Origin of the sequence: Kitasatospora sp. NPDC087314, assembly GCF_044744365.1 — a bacterium.
Classification (GTDB): domain Bacteria; phylum Actinomycetota; class Actinomycetes; order Streptomycetales; family Streptomycetaceae; genus Kitasatospora.
Map to the genome: position 1 here is coordinate 108349 of NZ_JBIUYE010000004.1, position 20322 is coordinate 128670.

Below are 20322 nucleotides of genomic sequence, written 5' to 3' on the forward strand. Positions count from 1 at the left end.
TGGTCCTCCAACATTTTGCCCCGGTGACCAACGGGGGTGGTGGGGGGGGGGGGCCCCCCCCGCCGCCCCCCCCCCCCCCGCCCCCCGGGGGGGGGGGGGGGCGCGCCCCCCCCCCCCCGCGGCACTGCGGGGGTGGCTACTGCGCCGCGATCCAGTCCGAGACCAGCTCGTCCAGCACTCCCAGCGGCAGGCTGCCGTGCCCGATCAGCTGGTGGTGGAACTCCCGGATGTCGAACCGCCCGCCCAGCGCGGCCTGCGCGCGCTCGCGGTGCCGGACGAGCTCCCGGCGGCCGATCAGGTACGCGGTGGCCTGGCCGGGCCAGGCGATGTAGCGGTCGATCTCGTTGCGGACGTTGGCCTCGGTGGTGGCCGTGTTGTCCCGCATGAAGGCGATCGCCCGCTCCCGCGACCAGCCGTAGTGGTGCAGTCCGGTGTCCACGACCAGGCGCACGGCCCGCAGCGCGTCGAGCGACAGCATGCCGAAACGGGAGAGGTCGGAGCTGTACAGCCCCATCTCGTCCGCCAGCCGCTCGGTGTACAGGCCCCAGCCCTCGACGTGGGCGGTCAGCTGGCTGCTCGGCCGGCGCCGGAACTCCGGCAGGTGGTGCAGCGTCTGGGCGACGGCGATCTGGAGGTGGTGGCCGGGCACGCTCTCGTGGAAGGCGATCGCCTCGTACTCGTACCGGAACCGGGTCTGCGGGCGCAGGGTGTTGATCCAGTGGGTGCCGGGCAGGCCGCCCGGGCCGGGCGGCTGGTAGTAGGCCAGCGGCGCGGTCTCCGCCTCGATCGGGTCGATCTCCCGGGTCACGCAGTCGACGATCGGGTAGCTGCGGAAGTAGTCGGCCGAGGCGCGGCGGGCGCGCTCCAGCGCGTCGTCGACCAGGGCGATGATCTCCCCGGCGCTGTCGAAGCGCAGCGTGCGGTCCTCGCGCAGCGCGGCGAGCACGGCCTCGGGGCCGGTGATGCCGAGCACCTTGCCGCCCAGCTCGGCGAGCTCCTCGCGCAGCACCGCCAAGGCGTCCAGGCCGATCCGGTGGACCTCCTCCGGGGTGAGCCCGGGCCGGGTGAAGCGGGTCACGGCGTCGGCGTAGCCCTCGACGCCGCCGGGCACGTGGCAGACCCCGGCCTCGTCGTCCGGCCGGGCGTCCGCGGCCAGCCGCTGGGCCAGCCCGGCCCGGTAGCGGGCCACGGCCGGGCGGACGCCGTCGCGCACGATCACCCGGGCCCGCTCGGCCTCCGGGCGGCCCTGCAGCGGGCGCAGCAGCTGGTCGTCGGCGGGGCCGGTGGCCAGGTAGGCGTCCAGCTGGGTGACGGCGGCGTCGACGCCGCTGCGCAGCGGCCGGCGGCCGGCGGCGGCGGTGTCCAGGAAGCGCTGCAGGACGGCGTCGAAGTAGCCGGGCAGGCCGGCGAGGCGCTCCAGGTAGGAGTCGGCGCCCTCGTGGTCGACGGCGGTCATGGTGAGGGAGGTGAAGGCCTCGTTCTGCGGTGCGGTGATGGTCGCCGAGACGCTGAAGTCGGCCAGCCCGTGGGTGATCTGACCGGTGCCGTTGTCGATCAGTCGCCCGAGCACGCGGTGGGTGATCTTGTCGTCGCCGGTCAGCGCGTCCACCGGCAGCGCTGCCAGCCGCGCCCCGAAGCCCGCCAGTACCTCCCGGTGGCGCAGCGCGGCCCCGCGGGACGGGTCGGGCACCTCGTGGGCGTAGCCCTCGACCCCGCTGAGCGTCGCGTCGAACGGGGCGTAGGTGTTCTCGGCGGCGAAGAACTCCGTCGCGAGTGCGGCGAGCGCGGAAGATGTGGCGGATGCGGCGGGTGTGGCCGGCGCGGTGGGTTCGCCTTGGTGTGGCTGGTCGGTCATCGGTCGCTCCCGGGTCCGGTGTGGTCAGTGTGACGAGGGTTCCCTGGGGCGCCCCGGTTGCGCCGATTATTCGGAGTCGGCGGCGACGCGGTCAATACACGGAGCGGTCAATACGCGGCGCTGGGGCAGGAGTTCCCCCCTGCCCCCAGCGGCACGTCGCCGACCCGCCGTCAGCGGTAGCCCGCCGGGGCGGCCGGCCTGCCCGCGTCCTGCACCTCGACCAGGTAGCGCCAGCAGTCCGGCCGGCTGCCGTCGCGGTCGGTGAAGCCGTACTCCCGGGCCAGCTGCCCGCTGGACAGCGACTGCCCGTTCCAACGGGAGACCCCGGGGTCGGCGGCGAGAGCGGCGACCGCCCGGCCGACGAAGTACGGCGTCTCGGAGATGCCGAAGTGCGGCTCCCGGGCCACGGCGTCGCGCCAGTTCTCCTCGGTGACGCCGAAGTGCTCCAGCATGATCTCGGAGCGCATCCACCCGGGGGTGAGCGCCAGGGCGGTGGCGCCGCGGGGGCCCAGCTCGTGGCCGAGGGAGAAGGCCATCCGCAGCACGGAGGCCTTGGCGAGGTCGTAGAAGAAGGAGTTCCGGTAGGTGGCGCCGTTGTACTCGGTGGTGCCGTCGGTCATCTCGACGACCAGGCCGCCCGGGCGCCGCAGCAGCAGCGGGAGGGCGTGGTGGCTGGTGACGGCATGCGTCTCCACCGCGAGGCGCAGCAGCCGCAGGCCGTCGTCCAGGTCGTGCTCCCAGACCGGGACGTTCCAGGCGAACAGGTTCTCGCCGCCCCAGATGTCGTTGACCAGGACGTCCAGCCGGCCCTGTTCGGCGTCGATCTGCTGCACCAGGGCGGCCACCTGGGACGGGTCCAGGTGGTCCGTCGGCACCGCGATGCCCCGGCCGCCGGCGGCGGTGACCAGGTCGGCGGTGTCCTCGATGGTCTCCGGGCGGTCGTACTCCGAGCGCCGCTCCCGGGTGCTGCGCCCGGTGACGTACACCGTCGCCCCGGCGGCACCCAGCTCGACCGCGATGCCCCGCCCCGCGCCCCTGGTCGCGCCCGCGACCAGGGCGATCCGACCGTCCAGTGCCCCTGCCACCCGTGCCATCCGTGACCTCCCTGTCTGCCGACGACCATGCCGACGCCCGTTCCACGGACGTCGGCACCATCGTTGCGCAGGGGTCTGACAATCGGGCCCGGACGGCGGCCGGGCGCGGGGGTCAGCCGGCCTTCGCAGCCTTGGCGGCCTGGGCGGCGGCCTCCTTCTCGTGCTTGTCCTTGATCCGGGCGGCCTCCTTGCGGACGTCCACCTGGTTGGCGCGCTCGTGCTGCAGCCAGAGCGGGTTCTCGGCCTTGATCGCCTCGATCTGCTCGGTGGTGAGCGCCTCGGTCACGCCGCCGCGGGCCAGGCCCGAGATGGAGATGCCGAGCTTGGCGGCGACCACCGGGCGCGGGTGCGGGCCGTTCTTGCGCAGGTCCTGGAGCCACTGCGGCGGGTCGGCCTGAAGCGCGCTGAGCTCCTCGCGGGAGACCACACCCTCCTGGAAGCCGGTCGGCGCCGCGTCGAGGTAGATCCCCAGCTTCTTGGCGGCGGTGGCCGGCTTCATGGTCTGGCTGGTCTTCTGCTTGAGCGATGTCATGGTGACAAGGGTAAGGGAGTGCGCGGGCGCCTACGGTCACGGTCGGTAGCCTTGCCCTGTGACAGAGATGCAGGTGAACCCGTCCTTCCGGCTCGCGTACGTCCCGGGCGTGACCCCCGGCAAATGGGTCCGGGTGTGGGCCGAGCGGCTCCCGGACGTCCCGCTCGACCTCCTCGCGCTCTCGGCCGAGGACGGCGAGGCGGCCCTGCGCGAGGGCACCGCGGACGCCGGACTGGTCCGGCTGCCCGTCGACCGGGACGTGCTCAGCGCGATCCCGCTCTACACCGAGACCACCGTCGTGGTCTTCCCCAAGGACCACTTCCTCGCCGCCGCCGAGGAGGCCGAGCTGGGCGACCTCGCCGAGGAGGTGGTGTTCCACCCGCTCGACGACACGCTCGGCTGGCCGGCCGGGCTGCCCGGGCGCCCGGCGATCGAGCGCCCGGCCACCACGGCCGACGCGATCGAGCTGGTCGCGGCCAACGTCGGCGTGCTGCTGGTGCCGCAGTCGCTGGCCCGGCTGCACCACCGCCGGGACCTCACCTACCGGCCGGTCGCCGAGGCGCCGCAGTCCCAGGTGGCGCTGGCCTGGCCGCAGGACCGCACGACGGACCTGGTGGAGGAGTTCATCGGCATCGTCCGGGGCCGTACGGTCAACAGCTCGCGCGGGCGCGGTGCCCAGCCGGCGGAGGAGCCGAAGAAGGCCGCCGCACCACGCAAGCCCCAGCCGCAGAAGGGCGGCGCACAGAAGGCCGGCGCACAGAAGGGCGGTCCGCAGAAGGGCAAGCCGAGGCCCTCGGCGGGCGGCCGGGGCTCGGCCACCCCCAAGCGCGGCAAGCCGAAGCGCCGTTCGTAGGGCCCGGATCTCGTAGGGCCCAGGTGCTGGCCGGAGCCCGGCGGGGCGCGTACCGTCGGGCTCCGGGCGCTGCCCGCCCCATCCGTCGAGGGGTTGAAGGAGCGGGCCATGTGGCACGACCTGGTGATCGTCCAGATTCCGATCGTGGAGAAGATCCTCCGGACGATCGCGGTCTACGCGTTGATCCTGCTGCTGTTCCGGGTCGCGGGCAAGCGCGGGTTGGCGGGGTTGAACACCTTCGACATGGTGGTCGTCTTCCTGCTGTCCAACGTGGTGCAGAACGCGATCATCGGCAATGACAACAGCCTGCTCGGCGGTGCCATCGGCGCGGTCACGCTGATCGCGGTGAACTCCGCCGTCACCCGCTGGCTGGCCCACGACCCGCGGGCCGCACGGTTGTTGGAGGGCACGCCGACCACCGTGGTGCGCGACGGCGCGCTGGTCCCGGGCGCGCTGCGCGGGCTGGCGCTGCGGGCCTCCGAGATCGAGCACGCCGTCCGCGTCCAGAACGGCGACACCATCCGCGACGTCGCGGTCGGCCGCTTGGAGCCCGACGGTCAGCTGGTGATCACCCTCAAGCCCGACGAGCAGGGCGCCACCCGCGGCGACGTGGAGGACCTGCGGCGTCGGCTGGACACCATCGAGCGCCTGCTCACCACACTGGCGGCCGACCGGTCCGAGGACCGCTGACCCGGGCGGCAGCCCAGGGGCCCGGGATCGGAACGGCTGCCTCCGGCCCGGCGGCCGGGACGGCGCCGGCCGTGACCGAACGTGAATTCCTGCCGGGCTACGGACAGTTGGTGCCGCTGCCGGCGCCGGTGACGCCGGCGCGGCAGTGCGTCGTGCGGCGGGTGTTCCCGGACGTCGGGACGTACGCCCGGAGTGTCAGCGCGCCCGGCGGGTGAGGGTGGCCGTGAAGGGGCGCGGGGACAGCGAGGCGCTGCGGGCCGGGCGGATCCGGCGGCCGGGAGTGGGGACGACGGTCCAGCGGGCGGCGATGGTGGCGATGGCGAGGACGGCCTCGGTGGTGCCGAAGGCGTCGCCGATGCAGCGGCGGGCGCCGAGGCCGAAGGGGGCGTAGGTGCCGGGCACGGGGCGGGCGGTGGTGAGCCAGCGGTCCGGGTCGAAGCGGTCGGGGCAGGTGAACACGTCGGCCCGGCGGTGCAGCAGGTAGGGGCTGTACAGGATGGTGGCGCCGGCCGGGACGCGGTGGCCGCCGAGTTCGGCGTCGGCGGCGACGGTGCGGCTGAGGATCCAGGACGGAGGGTAGAGCCGCAGCGTCTCGGCGACCACGCGGGCGGTGAGTGGCAGCGCGGGCAGGTCCTCGTGGTGGGCGGGGCGGCCGTCGAGCACGGTGTCCAGTTCGCTGTGCAAGCGGTCGCGGATGGCCGGGTGGGTGGCGAGCAGGGTCCAGGCCCAGGCGAGGGTGGCGGCGGTGGCCTCCGTGCCGGCGAGCAGGAAGGTGACCACCTGGTCGTGGATCTCGGCGTCGGAGAGCCCCTGCCCGTCCTCGTCGCGGGCGCTGAGCAGCATGGACAGCAGGTCGTGGTGGTCGGTGCCGGCGGCGCGGTAGTCGGCGATCAGCCGCCGGGTGATCTCCTGCAGGTCCTGCCGGGCGCGGCGGAAGCGGCGGTTCTCCGGGGTGGGGACGCGGTCGGTGCCGGGCAGCGGCAGCATGACGCGCCGGCCGACGCCGCGGGCGATGGTGTCCATGCTGGCGTGGACGGGAAGAGACCCGGCCCGCTCGTGGGCGGCGAACAGGCAGCGGGCCGTCACCGCGGTGGTGAGGCGGTACATCGCGGCGGGGACGTCGACCACGTCGCCGTCGCGCCAGGTGGCGGTGGTGCCGGCGATCTCCTCGGCCATCAGCGCGGCGTAGCCGGGCAGCCGGTCGCGGTGGAACGCGGGCTGCAGCATCCGGCGTTGGCGCCGGTGCGCGGCGGCGGGGCAGGTGGCCAGGCCGTCGCCGAAGACCTCGCGGGCCTTGTCGAGGACGATCCCGCCCTTGTCGTAGGTGCGGTCCTCGGTGAGCAGTCGGCGGACCAGCTCGGGGTGGCAGGCGACGTACGCGTCCAGCGGGCCGAGCCGCAGCCGGACCAGGTCGCCGTGGGCGGGCAGTCCGGCGACGAAGGCGAGCGGGCGGTGGAGGAAGGCAGGGGCGTGGCCGAGCAGGGGGAGGGCGCCGGGGGCGGTGGCCGAGGTGTACTGGGTGGGCACGGGCGTCACCTTGGGGTGGAGGGGAGGACCGGGAATGGTTCGCGCTCCCGATCTTTCCCGGAGGCCGTCGGCGAAACGATCTGCGACCGGCGGGCGGGGTGAACGCGGGGGCGCAGGCCGAACGCCCGTGCGCCGTCGGAGTCCGGGGTCCGCGGGTGGGTTTCCGGGGCGACAGGGGGTATCCCCGGGCGCCGCCCCGCCCCTACACTGCGAAGCTCTTGCGAGACTACCGGTCAGTAGGGAATGGGGAGTTCGGATGACCGACGAGCGGGCCCACGGTGTCGCCGACGAGCGGGCCCACGGCTTCACCGACGACGCACTCGGCGAGCACGACGCCGTGGCGCTGGCCGCCCTCGTCCGCGCCGGAGAGGTGGCCCCCGCGGAACTGGCCGCGGCCGCCGCCGCGCGCGCCGCCCGGATCGACGGGACGCTCACTCCCGTCGCCCACGCCTCCTACGACCGGCCGCGGCTCGGCCCGGGCGGCGCCGACGGCCCGCTGTACGGCGTCCCCACCTTCCTCAAGGACAACGTCGACCTGCGCGGGCTGCCGACCACCATGGGCAGCGAGGCCTTCCGGGCCCGCCCGGCCCGGCGCAACGCCCGCTTCACCGACCAGTTCCTCGCCACCGGCCTGGCCGTCCTCGGCAAGACCCGGCTGCCCGAGTTCGGCCTCAACGCCTCCACCGAGTTCGCCACCGCCCAGCCGGTGCGCAACCCCTGGAAGCCCTCGCACTCGGCCGGCGCCTCCTCCGGCGGCTCCGCCGCACTGGTGGCCGCCGGAGTGGTGCCGATCGCGCACGCCAACGACGGCGGCGGGTCGATCCGCATCCCGGCGGCCTGTTGCGGGCTGGTCGGCCTCAAGCCCACCCGGGGCCGCCTGGTCTCCAACGCCCAGGGCGGCAAGCTGCCGATCGACCTCGTCACCGACGGCGTGCTGACCCGCTCGGTCCGCGACACCGCCGCCTTCTTCGCCGCCGCCGAGCGCCACCACCGCAACCCTCGGCTGCCCCCGCTCGGCCTGGTCGAGGGCCCGGGGCGGCGCAGGCTGCGGATCGGACTGGTGACGGACTCGCCGACGGCCACCACCGACGAACCCACCCGTGCGGCCGTGGTGGAGACCGCCGCCCGGCTGGCGGCGCTCGGCCACCACGTCGAGGAGACCACCCTGCCGTTCGGCGAGGAGTTCTCCCGCGACTTCGTCCTGTACTGGGGCTACATCGCCCTCGCCATCGCGCTCAGTGGCCGGCTGATGCTGGACCGCAGCTTCCGGATCAACCGGCTGGACGGCCTGACCACCGGGCTGCGGCGGCTGTACCAGCGGGAGTTCCTGCGCACCCCGGCCGTCCTGCGCCGGCTGCGCGGCGCCGAGGCCGCGTACGCGGGCGTGTTCCGCACTCACGACGTGATCCTCTCCCCGGTGCTCGCCCACACCGCCCCGCCGATCGGCCACCTGAGCCCCAACGTGGCCTTCGACGAGCTGATCGAGCGGCTGCGGCGCTACGTGGCCTTCACTCCGGTCAACAACGTGACCGGCGGGCCCGGCATCGCCCTGCCCACCGGCGCCGCGCCGAGCGGCCTGCCGATCGGCGTCCACCTCTCGGCCGCGCACGGGCAGGAGCGGCTGCTGCTGGAGCTGGCCTTCGAGCTGGAGGCGGACCGGCCCTGGCGGCGGATCCAGGACTGACCGTCTCCGGGACCGATCGGGCTGGGACCGGCGGGATCCAGGACTGACCGGGTCCGGGACTGATCGGGTCCGGGACTGATCGGGCCCGGGACTGATCGGGCCCGGGACCGGCGGGGGTCCAGGGCGGCCCTCAGCCCGACACCACCGCCCGCGCCGCCCGCACCTCGTGGTGCAGCCGGGCCAGCGCGCAGTCGGGGGAGACGCCGTCCGGCCCGGCCTCGGGCAGCGGCCCGCGGCTGCGCAGCGCGTCGGCCAGGTCGGTCAGCTCCCGGGTCAGGGCACCGACCTCGGCCGGGGACGGCGCCGGCGCGCCGTGCTCCACCCGGACCCGGGTGGCGGTCGTGGTGTCCACGATCCGCTCGACCGCGATCACCAGCGGCCACCAGGCCTCGGCCCGGGCCCCCACCGGTGGCGGCTCGGTGAGCGCTCGCTGGAACTCGCTGCGCACGGCGGACAGGTCCCGGTAGAGCCGCCGCCGGCACCGGGCACGGGCCGGCTGGTCGATGCCGGGCCCGGTGGTGAAGGCCAGCGAGACGTACGTGGCGGTGTCCGCGACGGCGTCGGCCAGCCGTTCCCCGATCCGGGTGTGCCAGGACTCCGGCCACAGCAGGTAGCCGGCCAGCAGCGAGATGCCGCAGCCGATCAGCGAGTCGTACAGCCGGGGCAGCACCAGGTGGAAGCCCTGGTGGTTGAGCAGGTCTGAGAGCAGCAGGATCACCGGGGTGATGGCCGCGGTCTGGAACGCGTACCCCTTCGCCGACAGCGCCGGGACGAGCGTCGCCAGCGCCGCCATCACCGGTACGTCCCACCAGCCGTGCGGCACCTCGGCCAGCACGGGGGCGGCGATCAGCAGCCCGGCGGCGGTGCCGAGCGCGCGCAGTACCGCCCGGGAGAACACCGAGCCGAAGTCGGGCTTCATCACGAAGGTGACGGTGAGCGACACCCAGTACGAGCGGGGCACCGCGATCACCGACACCAGGATCTGGGCGGCGCCGATGCACAGCGCCAGCCGCAGCCCGTAGCGCCAGGACGCGCCGGACAGCAGCAGCGCGTGGGCGGCCCGGCGGGCGCGGACCTGCAGTGCGGCGGGCCGGCCGAGCCGGTCGGCGGTGGTGTACGGGTCCGGCGCGGCCTCGTGCGCGACGGCCCAGGCGTGGCCGATCGCCTCCACCAGGGCACGGGTGGACGGCCCGGCCGGGTCGGGCAGCCAGGGCGGCGGGGCCGGCCCGGTGCGTCCCTGCCCGACGGCCTCGGCGAGTTCGCGCACCGCAGCGGGGTAGGCGGGCGGCAGCGGGCCGCACTCGCGCGGGCGCAGCTGCGCCGCCGAGGTGGCCTCCACCACCGGGACGACGGCGTTGAGCTGGGCGAGCAGCCGCACCAGGGCGGGGGAGCGGCCGTGCCGGCGGGTGCGGCGGGCGAGCAGGAGGTCGTAGGACTGGTTCAGCGACCGGGTGAGCGCCTGCCGCTCGCCGTCGTACCCGGGGGTGCCGGTGGCCTCCAGGAAGGCGGCGACCGCCCGGTAGGTGCCGGCCACTGCGGAGCGTTCCGGCGTCCCGCCGCGCAGCGGCCAGGCGAGCAGGGTGAGGCCGAGCACCACCAGGCCGCCGAGCAGCAGCAGGCAGGACGGCAGCCACCAGGGGGAGGGCAGCCGCAGGCCGGCGCCGACGACCGCGTTGAGGAGCAGGAGCAGTCCGGACACCGAGGCGACCGCGCCGATCGAGGAGATCATGCCGGAGACCAGGGCGACGGCGGTCAGCACGGCGACGGCCGTCCAGCCGGCTCCGTACACGAGGGTGCCGAGCAGGATCCCGAGCGCGCCGAACAGCTGCGGCACGGCGATGTTGAACACCCGCATCCGGTACGCGTCCGCGGTGTCCCCGATGACCCCGGACAGTGCGCCCATCGACACCAGCGCGCCGTACCCGGGCCGCCCGGTGGCGGTGCCGACGGCGAGCGGCGCGGCGAGCGCCACCGAGGCCCGGGCCACCGCCGCCCACGGGATCGGCGCGGCCTTGGGCCGCAGGCTCTCGGTCAGCCAGCTGGGCGGGGCGAGCCGGACGGCTCCGGGGCGGCGTGCCATAGGGCCAACGTACGACCCGCCCCGGAGCGCGGCCCGCCTGACGGCGGGGTGCAACGGGCGGGAGGCCGTTCCGGTTCACGTCGGGTTTATGTCAATTCCCGAAACATACCAGGGCGGTTATGTCAGCCTCCGAAACATAAAGCGAACCCCAAGGGGCGCCTGAACTGCACGGATTTCCCTATTGGTAACCGGCCGTCGAGGGTTGACACCATTAGTTGGTCTAGTCCAACGTATGAGGAGCGCGGTTCGGCAAAGGCTGAGGCAGGGTGAGAGTCCTTGCCGGACGGGCGAGTTGGCCCTCTGACGTGGCGGAACCCCGTGGGCGGGGTCCGGGCGGGACGGAGCGTATGCGGACCAGCGTGCGGTCCGCGGGCCGAATTCCACATGCGGCGAGTGACGGGACATCGGCTCGCCGTGTCCGCTTTGTGCGTCCAGGAAGCGCTGCGCCGACTACGAACCATGGAGTGACTGCCCATGCCGAGCCCTGACGGATATCTGCACCGAGCCGCCTCGGAGCGCCCCTACTTCAGCGAGGACGGGGAGAGCTACCTCGCGCGGACGGCACTGCGCGAGGTCCGCAAGACACGCCCGCTGCGGGTGCTCTCCGAGGAGGACTACGCCTTCTGGCAGACCTACGGCTACATCGTGGTCAAGGAGGCCGTCCCGGCCGAGGCCGCGCGCCGCCTGCTCGACTTCGCCTGGGACTTCCAGGGCCTGTCGCCCGACCACCCCGAGGACTGGTACCGCGAGCGCGACTACCGCGACGAACTCGACCAGCACCTGCACATCTACGGCTTCGTCGAGGCCTACCACCACCAGCTGATCTGGGACAGCCGGCAGGCCCGGCGGGTCTACGACGCCTTCGTCGACGTCTGGGACTGCGAGGAGCTCTGGGTCACCCTCGACCGGCTCAACCTCAACCCGCCGAACATCCGCAACCGCGACCGCGCGCTCATCGAGCCCACCGACAAGGGCTTCGACATCGAACTGCACTGGGACGTCGACACCGTCCAGGGCATGCTGCCCCAGCGCGTCCAGGGCATCATCGCGCTCGACGACACCCACCCCGACCACGGCGGCTTCCAGTGCAACCCGGAGCTGTTCCGCCGCTTCAACGAGTGGCAGGCCGCCCAGCCGGCCGACCGCGACCCGATCCGCCCGGACGTCGACCGCGCCGAGTTCCCGGTGGTGCGGCCCGAGTTGAAGGCCGGCGACCTGCTGATCTGGAACGGCCTGCTCGCCCACGGCGTCGCCCGCAACACCTCCGAGAACGGCGTGCGCGCCGTGCAGTACCTGTCGATGATGCCCGCGCTGGAGGAGGCCGAGCAGATGCGCCGCTCCCGGGTGGAGTCCTGGCGCACCCTCGCCACCCCGGACTGGAACCGCACGCTGGTCGGCGACGCGACCCGCCACGAGTCGCTGCGCTACGGGCCCGCCGAACTCACCGAGCTCGGCGAGAAGTTGCTCGGCCTGCGCTCCTGGGGCGGCCGGGAGTTCGCGGACCACACGCCCGCCGACCACACGCCCGCCGAGTCCACGGGGGAGCCGGCATGCGCGCCGTCTGCCTGACCCTGCCCACCAATCGCGAGTGCGCGGCCACCATCGCCGCGATCGGCGCCGAAGCCGCCTACGCCGCACGGCGGTTCGGCGTCCGGGTGCACCTGCTGATCCTGGACTCCGCCGATCCCGCCACCTTCGAGCGGCACGCCGAGGCCGTCGCCGCCCTGCCCGCGGTGACCCTGCCCGCCGCCGGGCGGCTGGACGCGGGGCAGGTGGACCCCGGGCGGACGGCCGTCGGGGAGGTGGTCGTCCACCACCTCGACGAGGCCGTCCAGCGCACCTTCCTGCGCGACGTGATCGAGCGCTCCGGGGCCGCCGAGCCCGACAAGCTGCTCGACCTGATGCTCCCCGACGCCGTCTCCTACGGCGCCTGCACCAACCGGGCGTTCCTGCTGGCCGGCGCGCTCGGCTGCGACTCCGTGCACCGCCGCGACTCCGACAGCGCCTACCAACTCCTCGACGGCGAGACGGTGTTCCCGATCGAGCACGAGCTCGCCACGCTCGGGCTCAAGGCCGCCGACGCGGCCGCCGCCGTCACCGAGGACACCCTCGACCCGGTGCACGCCGACAAGCCCGTCGCCCTGGTCGGCGGCTCCTTCGTCGGTGAACTCTCCGTCGACATCGGCGAGATCCGCGCACTCGACCCGGACGTCTACCACCGGGTCGTCGCCCTCTGGGCGCCCACCGGCGCCAGTGAGGAGGACCGGCGCGAGCTCGTCGCCGAGTCCTTCACCGGCGGCGGCACCGACCCGTTCACCGCCGACCGGGCCGTGCTCGACCTGCCCGACATCTGGCGGATCGACATGTGCAACGTCGCGCTGGACCACGAGGTCTACGACCGCGTCCCGCTGCCGCCCGCCACCGCCACCATCGGCAGCGACTACTTCCTGCTGCACCTCGTCCGCGACGCCACCCTGCCCGGCGTGGTGCACAACCGCCACATCGTCAACTACTACACCCCGGAACGGCGTACCGGCCCCGGCTTCACCGCCTACCAGCTGCGCTACGCCAAGTTCCTGCTCTCCATGCTCTACCTGTACCCGGTCTACTTCGAGATGGAGGCGGCCGGCGGTGCCCTCCTCGACGAGGCGCACCACGTCCGCCCCGACGTCATCGCCGACTCGGCCCGCCGCAGCGCCGCGACGGACCGTGCGGAGAACCACCGGCGGCTCGCCGCACTGGACCACTGCTACCGGCAACTCGGCGGGAAGTACGCCGAGTTCGCCGACCAACTGGCGCCCCTGCGGGCGCGTCTGCTCGACGAGGCGCAGGCGGACATCGAGGACTTCGCGCTGCTGATCGACGCGTGGGGCCCGCTCATGCGGGCGAGCAAGGCCACCCCCGCCGACCGGCTGCCGCGGTAGCCGCACCGGGAGCCATTCGTGATACGTCAGACCACCGCCCACCGCGCCCCGGCGCACCACGCCACCGCGCACCACAGCACCGCGCACACCGGCACCGCGCCGGCCCCGGCCGCGTACGACCGGACGGCGATCCGCGCCGCCCTCGCCGCCGCCACCGACGACCGGATCATCTACGACCTCGACGGCATCGAGCGCCAGTACGCCGCCCTGATCGGCGAACTGCCGGGCGTCGCCGTCCGGTTCGCGATGAAGGCCTGCCCGGTGGACGAGGTGCTCGACCACCTCGCCGCGCTCGGCTCCGGCTTCGACGCGGCCAGCCCGCAGGAGATCGACCAGGCGCTGCGCACCGGGGTGAGCCCGGACCGGATCCACTACGGCAACACCATCAAGTCCGACCGCAACATCGCGGAGGCCTACCGGCTGGGCGTGCGCGACTTCGCCACCGACAGCCTGGAGGACGTCGCCGCGATCGCCGAACACGCCCCCGGCGCCCGGGTGTTCTGCCGGGTCGCCACCACCGGCGACGGCGCCCTGTGGGGCCTGAGCCGCAAGTTCGGCTGCTCGCCCGAGGACGCCCTGCGCGTCCTGGACGCGGCCCGCGCGGCCGGCCTCACCCCGTCCGGACTCTCCGTGCACGTCGGCTCCCAGCAGATGACCGCCGAGGCCTGGTGCGCCGCCGTGGACTCGCTCGCCGCCGTCCTGGAGGCGCTCAACTGGCGCGGCATCACCCTGGAGCGGATCAACCTCGGCGGCGGCCTGCCCGCCCTCGGGGTGCTCGACCGGCACGGCCGCCCGCTCGACCCGCCGCTGGACAAGATGTTCGCGGTCATCCGCGACGGCATGGAGCGGCTGCGCACCGTCAACGCCGCGCCGTTGGAGTTCCTGATGGAGCCCGGCCGTCACCTGGTCGCCGATCACGGCGCGATCCGCGCCCACGTCGCCCGGCTCTCCTCCCGCCGCCAGCTCGACGGCACCCGCGAGGACTGGCTCTACCTGAGCTGCGGGAAGTTCAACGGCCTGTACGAGATGGACGAGCTCCAGTACCGGCTCGAATTCCCCACCCACCCCGGCGGCCAGTTCGTCAACGCCGTCGTCGCCGGGCCGACCTGCGACAGCGACGACGCGTACGCCCCGGAGGACGGCCTGGTCCGCGTCCCGCGCGCGATCGCCTCCGGCGAGCCGGTCTGGATCCACTCCTGCGGCGCGTACGCCACCGCCTACACCACCCGGGGGTTCAACGGCTTCGAGCCGCTGCCGTACACCTGCATCGGCGGGACCGGCGGCTCGGACGGAGGTACCGCGTAGATGACCGACATCCGGATCCGGCTGCTCCAGGAGGACGACTGGGACGGCGTGGTCGCGCTGGAGGAGCGCGCCTACGCGGCCAGCGGCCTGTCCGAGGGCCGCGAGGCGCTGCGCTCGCGCCACCGCGCCTCGCCCGACACCTGCTTCGTCCTGGAGCACGCCGGCGGCTTCGGCGGCTACCTGCTGGCCCTGCCCTACCCGCTGTTCCGGTGCCCGGACCTCAGCCGGCCCGAGGCCGGCGGCGTCCGCGCCACCAACCTGCACGCCCACGACGTGGTCGTCGCCGAGGAGCTGCGCGGTCGCGGACTGGCCCGCCGGATGCTGCGCCACCTGGAGGAGTCCGCCCGTGCGGGCGGCTACCGGACCCTCTCCCTGGTCGCCGTCCGCGGCTCGCAGGTGCTCTGGGACCCGCTGGGCTACCGGGCCCGGCCCGAGATCGGACTGCCCGCGAGCTACGGCCCCGAGGCGGTCTACATGGCGATGCCGCTGAGCCCGGCCGCCGCCTCCGCTGCGGTCCTGACCCCGGCTGCGGCTGCGGCTGCGGCTGCGGCCCCGGCCTGGTCGCCGACCCCCTCCACCGACCCGTCCCTCGGGTTCCCACCCAGAGCCGAAGTGGGCTGATGCACATGTCCCCCGTTCGCGACGACTTCCGCCGGTCCCAACTGGCCATCGCCGCACTGTTCTTCCTGCTCGGCTTCCAGTACGCGACCTGGGTCTCCCGGATCCCCGCGCTGAAGACCGGGCTCGGCCTCGGCGAGGCCCAGATCGGCCTGCTGCTGATGACCTGCGGGGTCGGCGCGGCGGTGTCCTTCCCGCTGGTCGCCGTCATGATGCGGCGGTTCGGCTCCCGCCTGCTGTCGGTGGTCTCCGCGCTCGCCCTCGGCGGCGTCCTGCTCGCGCTGTCCGTGGTGCCCAACTACCCGGTCACCCTGCTGGTGCTGTTCTGCGACGGCGTCGCCGTCGGCTGCCTGAACGTCGCGATGAACGCCCAGGGAGCGGCACTGGAGGCCCGCTACGAGCGGACCACCATGTCCCGCCTGCACGCCACCTTCAGCGCCGGCTCGCTGTTCGCCGCGCTGCTCGCCTCCGGCGTCACCGCCGTCACCGGCACGATGGTGGTCCACTTCGGAGTGGCCGCCGCGCTGCTCGTGGTGCTGGTCGTGGTCGCCCGGCCCGGACTGCTGACGGATGAGGGGCAGACCACGGCGCCGGAGACCCCGGCGTCGAAGAAGGACCGCCGCCGGTTCGTCCTCCCCGCCGCGGCGACCCTGTGGATGGGCCTGGCGATGGTGTTCGGCACCGTCACCGAAGGCGCCATGAACGACTGGTCCGCGCTCTACCTCAAGGACGTCGTCGACGCCGGTGCCGGGATCGCCCCGATGGGCATCGCGGTCGTCTCGGTGATGATGGTGCTCGCCCGGATCTTCGCGGACGGCTGGCGCACCCGCTTCGGCGACGGCCGGATCGTCCGGGCCGGCAGCCTGCTGGCCGGCGCCGGGCTGGCCCTCGCCCTGCTCGTCGGCGGCGTCGTGCCGACCCTGTTCGGCTTCGCCTGCGTCGGCCTCGGCGTCGCGGCGGTCACCCCGTGCGTCTACGTCGCCGCGGCCCGCCGGGGCGCCGACGCGCTCTCCCTGGTCGCCGCGATGGGCACCACCGGGCTGCTCGCCGGGCCCGCCGTGATCGGCTTCATCGCCGACGCCACCGGCCTGGTGTGGGGCATGGCCGCCGTCGCCGCCTCCGCCGCGATCGTCGCGCTCTGCGCGACCCGGATCGGCTGGCCCGCGGCGGAGCCCCGCCCCGAGCCGCTCGACGGTCGGCTCGCCCCGGACGCTTCCTGAGCGTCCGCCCCCCGGACCTCGCCCGGAACGCCGCGCCTTCCCCCGTCGCGGCGTTCCGGGCGAGCCGCGTTCTGCGGCGGTCGTGGCGTCCCCGACCCGTGCGGCAGGGGCAAGCCCGCCGGTCGGGGCGGTGTGTGACGGTGTGTCGGCGTCGAGGGTCTTCTAGAGTCGCCTGCGGTATGACCGTATGACTGTGAGCCGCACTGAGAGGCGAGAGCACCATGAGTGAGCAGGCCCCCGAGCCGTACCTGCCCGTCGACGAGGACTGGCAGACCGCGCTGGCCGTCGTCGCGCACCCGGACGACATGGAGTACGGCGGCGCCGCGGCCGTCGCGCGGTGGACGGCGCAGGGCAAGAAGGTCGTCTACGTGATGGTCACCAGCGGTGAGGCCGGGATCGACTCGATGAGCCCCGAGGAGTGCGGGCCGCTGCGGGAGGCGGAGCAGATCGCCTCGGCTCGCGTGGTCGGGGTGGACACCGTCGAGTTCCTCGGTCACCCGGACGGCGTGGTGGAGTACGGGCTGCCGCTGCGCCGGGACATCGCCCGGGCGGTGCGCCGGCACCGGCCGGACGTGGTGATCACCAGCAACTTCCGGGAGACGTACGGCGGGACGTTCCCCAACCAGGCCGACCACATCGCGGTCGGGCGGGCCACCCTGGACGCGGCGCGGGACGCCGGCAACCGGTGGGTGTTCCGGGAGCTGCTGGCCGAGGGCCACGAGCCGTGGAACGGGGTGCGGCAGGTGTGGGCGGCGGCCTCGCCGGAGTCGAGGCACGCGGTGGACACCACCGAGCACTTCGACCTGGGGGTGGCCTCGCTGGAGGAGCACAAGGCGTACCTGGCCGGGCTCGGTGGGGCGATGGCGGACGCCCGCGAGTTCCTGGAGGGCTTCGGGCGGGGGGCGGGCAGCCGACTCGGGGTGCGGTTCGCGGTGCCGTTCGAGGTGTTCCCGCTGCGCTGAGCCGCGCTATCGGGCGTCGGGGTCGGGGTCGCTTCCGGCATCCGTGTCGGAGCCGGCGTCGGAGTCGGAGTCGGAGCCGGAGCCGGCGTCGGTGCCCGGGTCCGTGCGGCTCCGGCGTCGGTAGCGCAGCACCTGCCGGAGCAGGAGGGCCGCGACCAGCAGCCCGAGGCCGACCGCGAACCAGAGCTGGTAGCGGATGGCCGTCCGGTAGACGGTGCCGATGTTCGCCCCGGCCAGGTAGCCGAAGGTCGCCCAGACACCCGTCCACAGCGCGGCGCCGAGCAGGTTGAACGGCTGGAACCGGCGCCAGGGCATCTCGGTCGTCCCGGCGATGATGCCGTTGGCCTGGCGCAGCCCGTCCACGAAGCGGGCGACCGTGACGACCTTCCCGCCGTGCCGGGCGAAGAAGCCGTCCGCGCGTTCCATCCGGGCCGGGGTGAGCAGCACGTAACGGCCCCAGCGGTGGACGAAGGCGCGCCCGCCGGTGTGGCCGATCAGGTAGCCGAGACTGTTGCCGAGCGCGGCGGCGGCGAAGGCGATCAGGACGACGACGGCGAAGTCCAGGTGTCCGGTGCCGGCGTAGACCGAGGCCAGCACCAGGATGGTCTGCCCGGGCACCGGGATGCCGCAGTTGTCGAGCAGCACGAGCAGCGCCACCGCGAGATACCCGTAGTGGTCCAGCAAGGGCGCGAGCCCGGCGAGGGCCCCGGGCAGCGGGGTCGTGGGGGCGGACACCGCTCCTCACCACCTCGTCCCGGTGGGATGCGGGGCGGTGGGGGCGTCGGTCAGCGGTTCGCCGTGCGGTGTTCGATGTTGCAGTCGGGGCCTGGGTAGATCAGACCCTCGTGGCCGTCCTCGAAGCGGACCACGTACGGCGGTTCGCCGTCCACGCCGCGCACCTCGACGATCTCGCCCTTCTGGTCCACCATGCCCACCGACCTGCTGTGGATGTGGAGCTGGTCACCTACCGCTGCGTGCATCGTCTGCTCCTCGGGTCGTGGCGGCCGCCTCCGCGGCCGTCCGCTTTCCGCTGTTCTCCACTGTGCTGCGACGGCGGCGGGCTCGCAACGGCTCGGGCGGACGGGACGTGCGGGGCGGGTGGTGCCGGGCCCCGGCGGGGGCCTCAGCCGGCGGGCGGCTGCTCCACGAGGTAGGAGCGGAGCAGCCGCTTGCACTCGGCGATCAGCGCCGGATCGCCCTCCGGGCTCCCGCGGAAGGCCAGCTTGAGCACCGCGTCGGCGGCCTCCAGGGCCACCCGCAGGGCGAGGGTGAACGCCGCCGGATCGCCCGTCGCGAACACCTCGCCGCCGAGGGTCTGCAGGCGCAGTGCGACGGCGGTGTTGTTGTCCACGCCCGCGTCGAGCAGGTGCCGGTCGTCCCGGAGCCCGGTGGGGGCGGCCACGTCGGCGAGCCCGAAGTCGATCTGGCCGAAGCCGGGCACCGCGCGCTTCATCGCCACGAACTCGTCCACCGCGAGGTCGGTGAACCGGGCCGGGCCGACCGGTGCGTCGGCCGCGAGCCGGTGGTCGAGCCGCTGGAGGTACTGGTCGAGGTTGCGGGTGGCGAGGGCGGCGAGCAGGTCCTCCTTGCCGGCGAAGAACTGGTACAAGGTGCCGATCGGCACCTGGGCGCGCTGGGCGACCTCCTTGGTGGTGAGCGCGGTGGCGCCGACCTCGTCGAGCAGCCCGGCGCAGGCGTCGAGGATCCGGCCGTACCGCTCCTGGCTGCGCTGCTGGACCGGACGGCGTCTGGTCGCGAGGGTCCGTCCGGCGCTCGCATGACTCTGCTCGCTCATGACGTCACTGTGCCGCATCCGCTGTTCCGGCGGCGAATCACCGGGGCGAAACGGGCCCCGAGTGTCCGGCGGGGCGCGTGTCGACTGGTGGCCGGAGCTGAACGCCATGGTGGCGGGAAGGTGTCCGGGAGTCGGCCGTGGTCTTGTCGTGAACGCGAGCACCGGTTCATACTCCCTACCGGAACTACCTTGCGTGATCACTTCATGCCCCTTCGTGGTGAACGAGTGTCAGCTGTGGCGCGATGGACGAATCCGGCGCCACCCGACGTCTGGATGATCCCGTGCGTTTCCTTGAACCCGTCCAGGTCCGATCAGCCGCGCCCGGCTGTGCGTCCGCGCCCGGCTGTGCGTCCCGTCGTCCTGAAGGAGGGGGCCGGTTCGTTGACGCTGACTTCCGGAGGGCATGACGCCCTGGACACCGAGCAGCACCGCCAGTTCCTGGAGTCCGGGTACCTGGTCCTGCCCGGTCTGGTGCCGGAACCGCTCGGGGCCAGACTCGTCCCCGAGGTGGACCGGTGGGTGGACGACGGCCTGCGGGCCCGGTCGATAGCCGCCTGCGCCGACCCCGCCCGGTACGGCCCGCCCCCGCTGCTGGAGCTGGAACTGCCGGCCCATGGCGAACTCCTCACCCACCCGGCGCTGTTACGGATGCTGTCCCGCCTGATGGGGCCGTCCTTCGTCTTCCACCACCTGCACAGCGACCGCCAGGCCCCGGGCATCCCCGGCAAGTCCTGGCACCACGACTGCGAGCCCAACGACCGCTCCGACCCGTCGCTGCTGATGATCCACGCACTGCACTACCTCGGCGGCCTGGACGAGAAGGTCGGTAGCCTGGCCGTCCTGCCGGGCTCGCACCGGCGGACCGTCGGGAAAGCGGCGTTCGCCCACCACGGCACCGCCGAACTGCCCGGCGAGGTGGTCATCGACCGGCTGCCGGCCGGCTCCACCGTGCTGCTCAACTCGGCGCTGTTCCACACCCGCAGACCCGCGCCGGAAGGCCCGGGCAGACCCCGGTACTTCATCGACGCGTCCTACTGCCAGGTGGGGGCGCGCTGGCGCCCGGTGAAGCCGTACTGGCGGCAGATGCTCGCCCGGGCCCGCGAACTGGGCCTCGCGGCGGGCCAGTGGCCGGAGCTGTTCGCGGAACGGCACTTCACCGAGTACACGAGAACCGTCTGAGGAG

General features: G+C 73.9%; 18 protein-coding genes. 10 read left to right on the forward strand and 8 right to left on the reverse strand.

The window, feature by feature from the left end:
* Nucleotides 1–136 precede the first annotated feature (136 nt).
* The 3 genes from ACIO5E_RS09845 to ACIO5E_RS09855 all read right to left on the reverse strand — a co-directional run bounded on the left by ACIO5E_RS09845 (nt 137) and on the right by ACIO5E_RS09855 (nt 3481).
* Entirely contained in the window at nt 137–1855 is a 1719-nt protein-coding gene (locus tag ACIO5E_RS09845; RefSeq protein WP_400665544.1) for a DUF885 domain-containing protein, read from the reverse strand.
* Nucleotides 1856–2025: 170 nt separating this feature from the next.
* A complete protein-coding gene (locus tag ACIO5E_RS09850) occupies nt 2026–2949 on the reverse strand; it encodes an SDR family oxidoreductase (RefSeq protein ID WP_400665546.1) in 924 nt (307 codons plus the stop codon).
* Nucleotides 2950–3061: 112 nt separating this feature from the next.
* The gene (locus ACIO5E_RS09855) at nt 3062–3481 is read right to left on the reverse strand and encodes a DUF5997 family protein (protein ID WP_400665548.1); all 420 of its coding nucleotides are present in this window, start codon (nt 3479–3481) and stop codon (nt 3062–3064) included.
* Between the two features lie 67 nt (nt 3482–3548).
* Between ACIO5E_RS09855 and ACIO5E_RS09860 the strand changes: the two genes are divergently transcribed.
* The gene (locus ACIO5E_RS09860; protein WP_400666240.1) at nt 3549–4334 is read left to right on the forward strand and encodes a LysR family substrate-binding domain-containing protein; all 786 of its coding nucleotides are present in this window, start codon (nt 3549–3551) and stop codon (nt 4332–4334) included.
* Nucleotides 4335–4442: 108 nt separating this feature from the next.
* Nucleotides 4443–5024 (forward strand): DUF421 domain-containing protein, encoded by a 582-nt coding sequence (locus tag ACIO5E_RS09865; RefSeq protein ID WP_400665550.1) that lies wholly within the window; start codon nt 4443–4445, stop codon nt 5022–5024.
* Between the two features lie 195 nt (nt 5025–5219).
* Here ACIO5E_RS09865 and ACIO5E_RS09870 read toward each other — a convergent pair whose 3' ends face one another.
* Nucleotides 5220–6551 (reverse strand): cytochrome P450, encoded by a 1332-nt coding sequence (locus tag ACIO5E_RS09870; protein WP_400665552.1) that lies wholly within the window; start codon nt 6549–6551, stop codon nt 5220–5222.
* A 256-nt stretch (nt 6552–6807) separates the two neighbouring features.
* On the opposite strand from ACIO5E_RS09870, the gene ACIO5E_RS09875 reads away from it, so the two are divergent.
* A complete protein-coding gene (locus ACIO5E_RS09875) occupies nt 6808–8235 on the forward strand; it encodes an amidase (protein ID WP_400665554.1) in 1428 nt (475 codons plus the stop codon).
* A gap of 130 nt (nt 8236–8365) precedes the next feature.
* Here the strand turns inward: ACIO5E_RS09875 and ACIO5E_RS09880 are convergent, their stop codons facing one another.
* A complete protein-coding gene (locus ACIO5E_RS09880) occupies nt 8366–10315 on the reverse strand; it encodes an FUSC family protein (protein WP_400665556.1) in 1950 nt (649 codons plus the stop codon).
* Nucleotides 10316–10789: 474 nt separating this feature from the next.
* Between ACIO5E_RS09880 and ACIO5E_RS09885 the strand changes: the two genes are divergently transcribed.
* The 6 genes from ACIO5E_RS09885 to ACIO5E_RS09910 all read left to right on the forward strand — a co-directional run bounded on the left by ACIO5E_RS09885 (nt 10790) and on the right by ACIO5E_RS09910 (nt 17344).
* Complete coding sequence (locus tag ACIO5E_RS09885) at nt 10790–11884, forward strand: phytanoyl-CoA dioxygenase family protein (RefSeq protein WP_400665558.1); 1095 nt, start codon at nt 10790–10792, stop codon at nt 11882–11884.
* Entirely contained in the window at nt 11866–13239 is a 1374-nt protein-coding gene (locus tag ACIO5E_RS09890; protein ID WP_400665560.1) for a DUF6271 family protein, read from the forward strand. Before ACIO5E_RS09885 ends, ACIO5E_RS09890 begins: the two co-directional genes overlap by 19 nt.
* 129 nt (nt 13240–13368) lie before the next feature.
* Nucleotides 13369–14544 (forward strand): type III PLP-dependent enzyme, encoded by a 1176-nt coding sequence (locus ACIO5E_RS09895; RefSeq protein ID WP_400666242.1) that lies wholly within the window; start codon nt 13369–13371, stop codon nt 14542–14544.
* Nucleotides 14545–15165: a GNAT family N-acetyltransferase gene (locus tag ACIO5E_RS09900; protein WP_400665562.1), complete on the forward strand. Its 621-nt coding sequence runs from the start codon at nt 14545–14547 to the stop codon at nt 15163–15165.
* Nucleotides 15166–15170: 5 nt separating this feature from the next.
* Entirely contained in the window at nt 15171–16382 is a 1212-nt protein-coding gene (locus ACIO5E_RS09905) for an MFS transporter (RefSeq protein ID WP_400665564.1), read from the forward strand.
* 221 nt (nt 16383–16603) lie between these two features.
* Entirely contained in the window at nt 16604–17344 is a 741-nt protein-coding gene (locus ACIO5E_RS09910; protein ID WP_400665566.1) for a PIG-L deacetylase family protein, read from the forward strand.
* A gap of 6 nt (nt 17345–17350) precedes the next feature.
* On the opposite strand, the gene ACIO5E_RS09915 is transcribed toward ACIO5E_RS09910, so the two are convergent.
* From ACIO5E_RS09915 to ACIO5E_RS09925, 3 genes are all read right to left on the reverse strand, one after another.
* On the reverse strand, nt 17351–18079 hold the full coding sequence (locus tag ACIO5E_RS09915; protein WP_400665568.1) for a DedA family protein: 729 nt from the start codon (nt 18077–18079) through the stop codon (nt 17351–17353).
* 50 nt (nt 18080–18129) lie between these two features.
* Nucleotides 18130–18324: a DUF1918 domain-containing protein gene (locus tag ACIO5E_RS09920; RefSeq protein ID WP_400665570.1), complete on the reverse strand. Its 195-nt coding sequence runs from the start codon at nt 18322–18324 to the stop codon at nt 18130–18132.
* 143 nt (nt 18325–18467) lie between these two features.
* A complete protein-coding gene (locus ACIO5E_RS09925) occupies nt 18468–19139 on the reverse strand; it encodes a TetR/AcrR family transcriptional regulator (RefSeq protein ID WP_400665572.1) in 672 nt (223 codons plus the stop codon).
* A gap of 381 nt (nt 19140–19520) precedes the next feature.
* Here ACIO5E_RS09925 and ACIO5E_RS09930 point away from each other — a divergent pair, with 381 nt between their 5' ends.
* Nucleotides 19521–20318, forward strand: a complete 798-nt coding sequence (locus ACIO5E_RS09930; RefSeq protein WP_400665573.1) for a phytanoyl-CoA dioxygenase family protein — start codon at nt 19521–19523, stop codon at nt 20316–20318.
* The last annotated feature ends 4 nt before the right edge of the window (nt 20319–20322 follow it).

What these genes read in the sequence shown, in the direction of transcription:
- ACIO5E_RS09845 (WP_400665544.1), bottom strand. Translation starts at nt 1,855, where the DNA reads ATGACCGACCAGCCACACCAAGGCGAACCCACCGCGCCGGCCACACCC.
- ACIO5E_RS09850 (WP_400665546.1), bottom strand. Translation starts at nt 2,949, where the DNA reads ATGGCACGGGTGGCAGGGGCACTGGACGGTCGGATCGCCCTGGTCGCG.
- ACIO5E_RS09855 (WP_400665548.1), bottom strand. Translation starts at nt 3,481, where the DNA reads ATGACATCGCTCAAGCAGAAGACCAGCCAGACCATGAAGCCGGCCACC.
- ACIO5E_RS09860 (WP_400666240.1), top strand. Translation starts at nt 3,549, where the DNA reads ATGCAGGTGAACCCGTCCTTCCGGCTCGCGTACGTCCCGGGCGTGACC.
- ACIO5E_RS09865 (WP_400665550.1), top strand. Translation starts at nt 4,443, where the DNA reads ATGTGGCACGACCTGGTGATCGTCCAGATTCCGATCGTGGAGAAGATC.
- ACIO5E_RS09875 (WP_400665554.1), top strand. Translation starts at nt 6,808, where the DNA reads ATGACCGACGAGCGGGCCCACGGTGTCGCCGACGAGCGGGCCCACGGC.
- ACIO5E_RS09880 (WP_400665556.1), bottom strand. Translation starts at nt 10,315, where the DNA reads ATGGCACGCCGCCCCGGAGCCGTCCGGCTCGCCCCGCCCAGCTGGCTG.
- ACIO5E_RS09885 (WP_400665558.1), top strand. Translation starts at nt 10,790, where the DNA reads ATGCCGAGCCCTGACGGATATCTGCACCGAGCCGCCTCGGAGCGCCCC.
- ACIO5E_RS09890 (WP_400665560.1), top strand. Translation starts at nt 11,866, where the DNA reads ATGCGCGCCGTCTGCCTGACCCTGCCCACCAATCGCGAGTGCGCGGCC.
- ACIO5E_RS09900 (WP_400665562.1), top strand. Translation starts at nt 14,545, where the DNA reads ATGACCGACATCCGGATCCGGCTGCTCCAGGAGGACGACTGGGACGGC.
- ACIO5E_RS09905 (WP_400665564.1), top strand. Translation starts at nt 15,171, where the DNA reads ATGTCCCCCGTTCGCGACGACTTCCGCCGGTCCCAACTGGCCATCGCC.
- ACIO5E_RS09910 (WP_400665566.1), top strand. Translation starts at nt 16,604, where the DNA reads ATGAGTGAGCAGGCCCCCGAGCCGTACCTGCCCGTCGACGAGGACTGG.
- ACIO5E_RS09920 (WP_400665570.1), bottom strand. Translation starts at nt 18,324, where the DNA reads ATGCACGCAGCGGTAGGTGACCAGCTCCACATCCACAGCAGGTCGGTG.
- ACIO5E_RS09925 (WP_400665572.1), bottom strand. Translation starts at nt 19,139, where the DNA reads ATGAGCGAGCAGAGTCATGCGAGCGCCGGACGGACCCTCGCGACCAGA.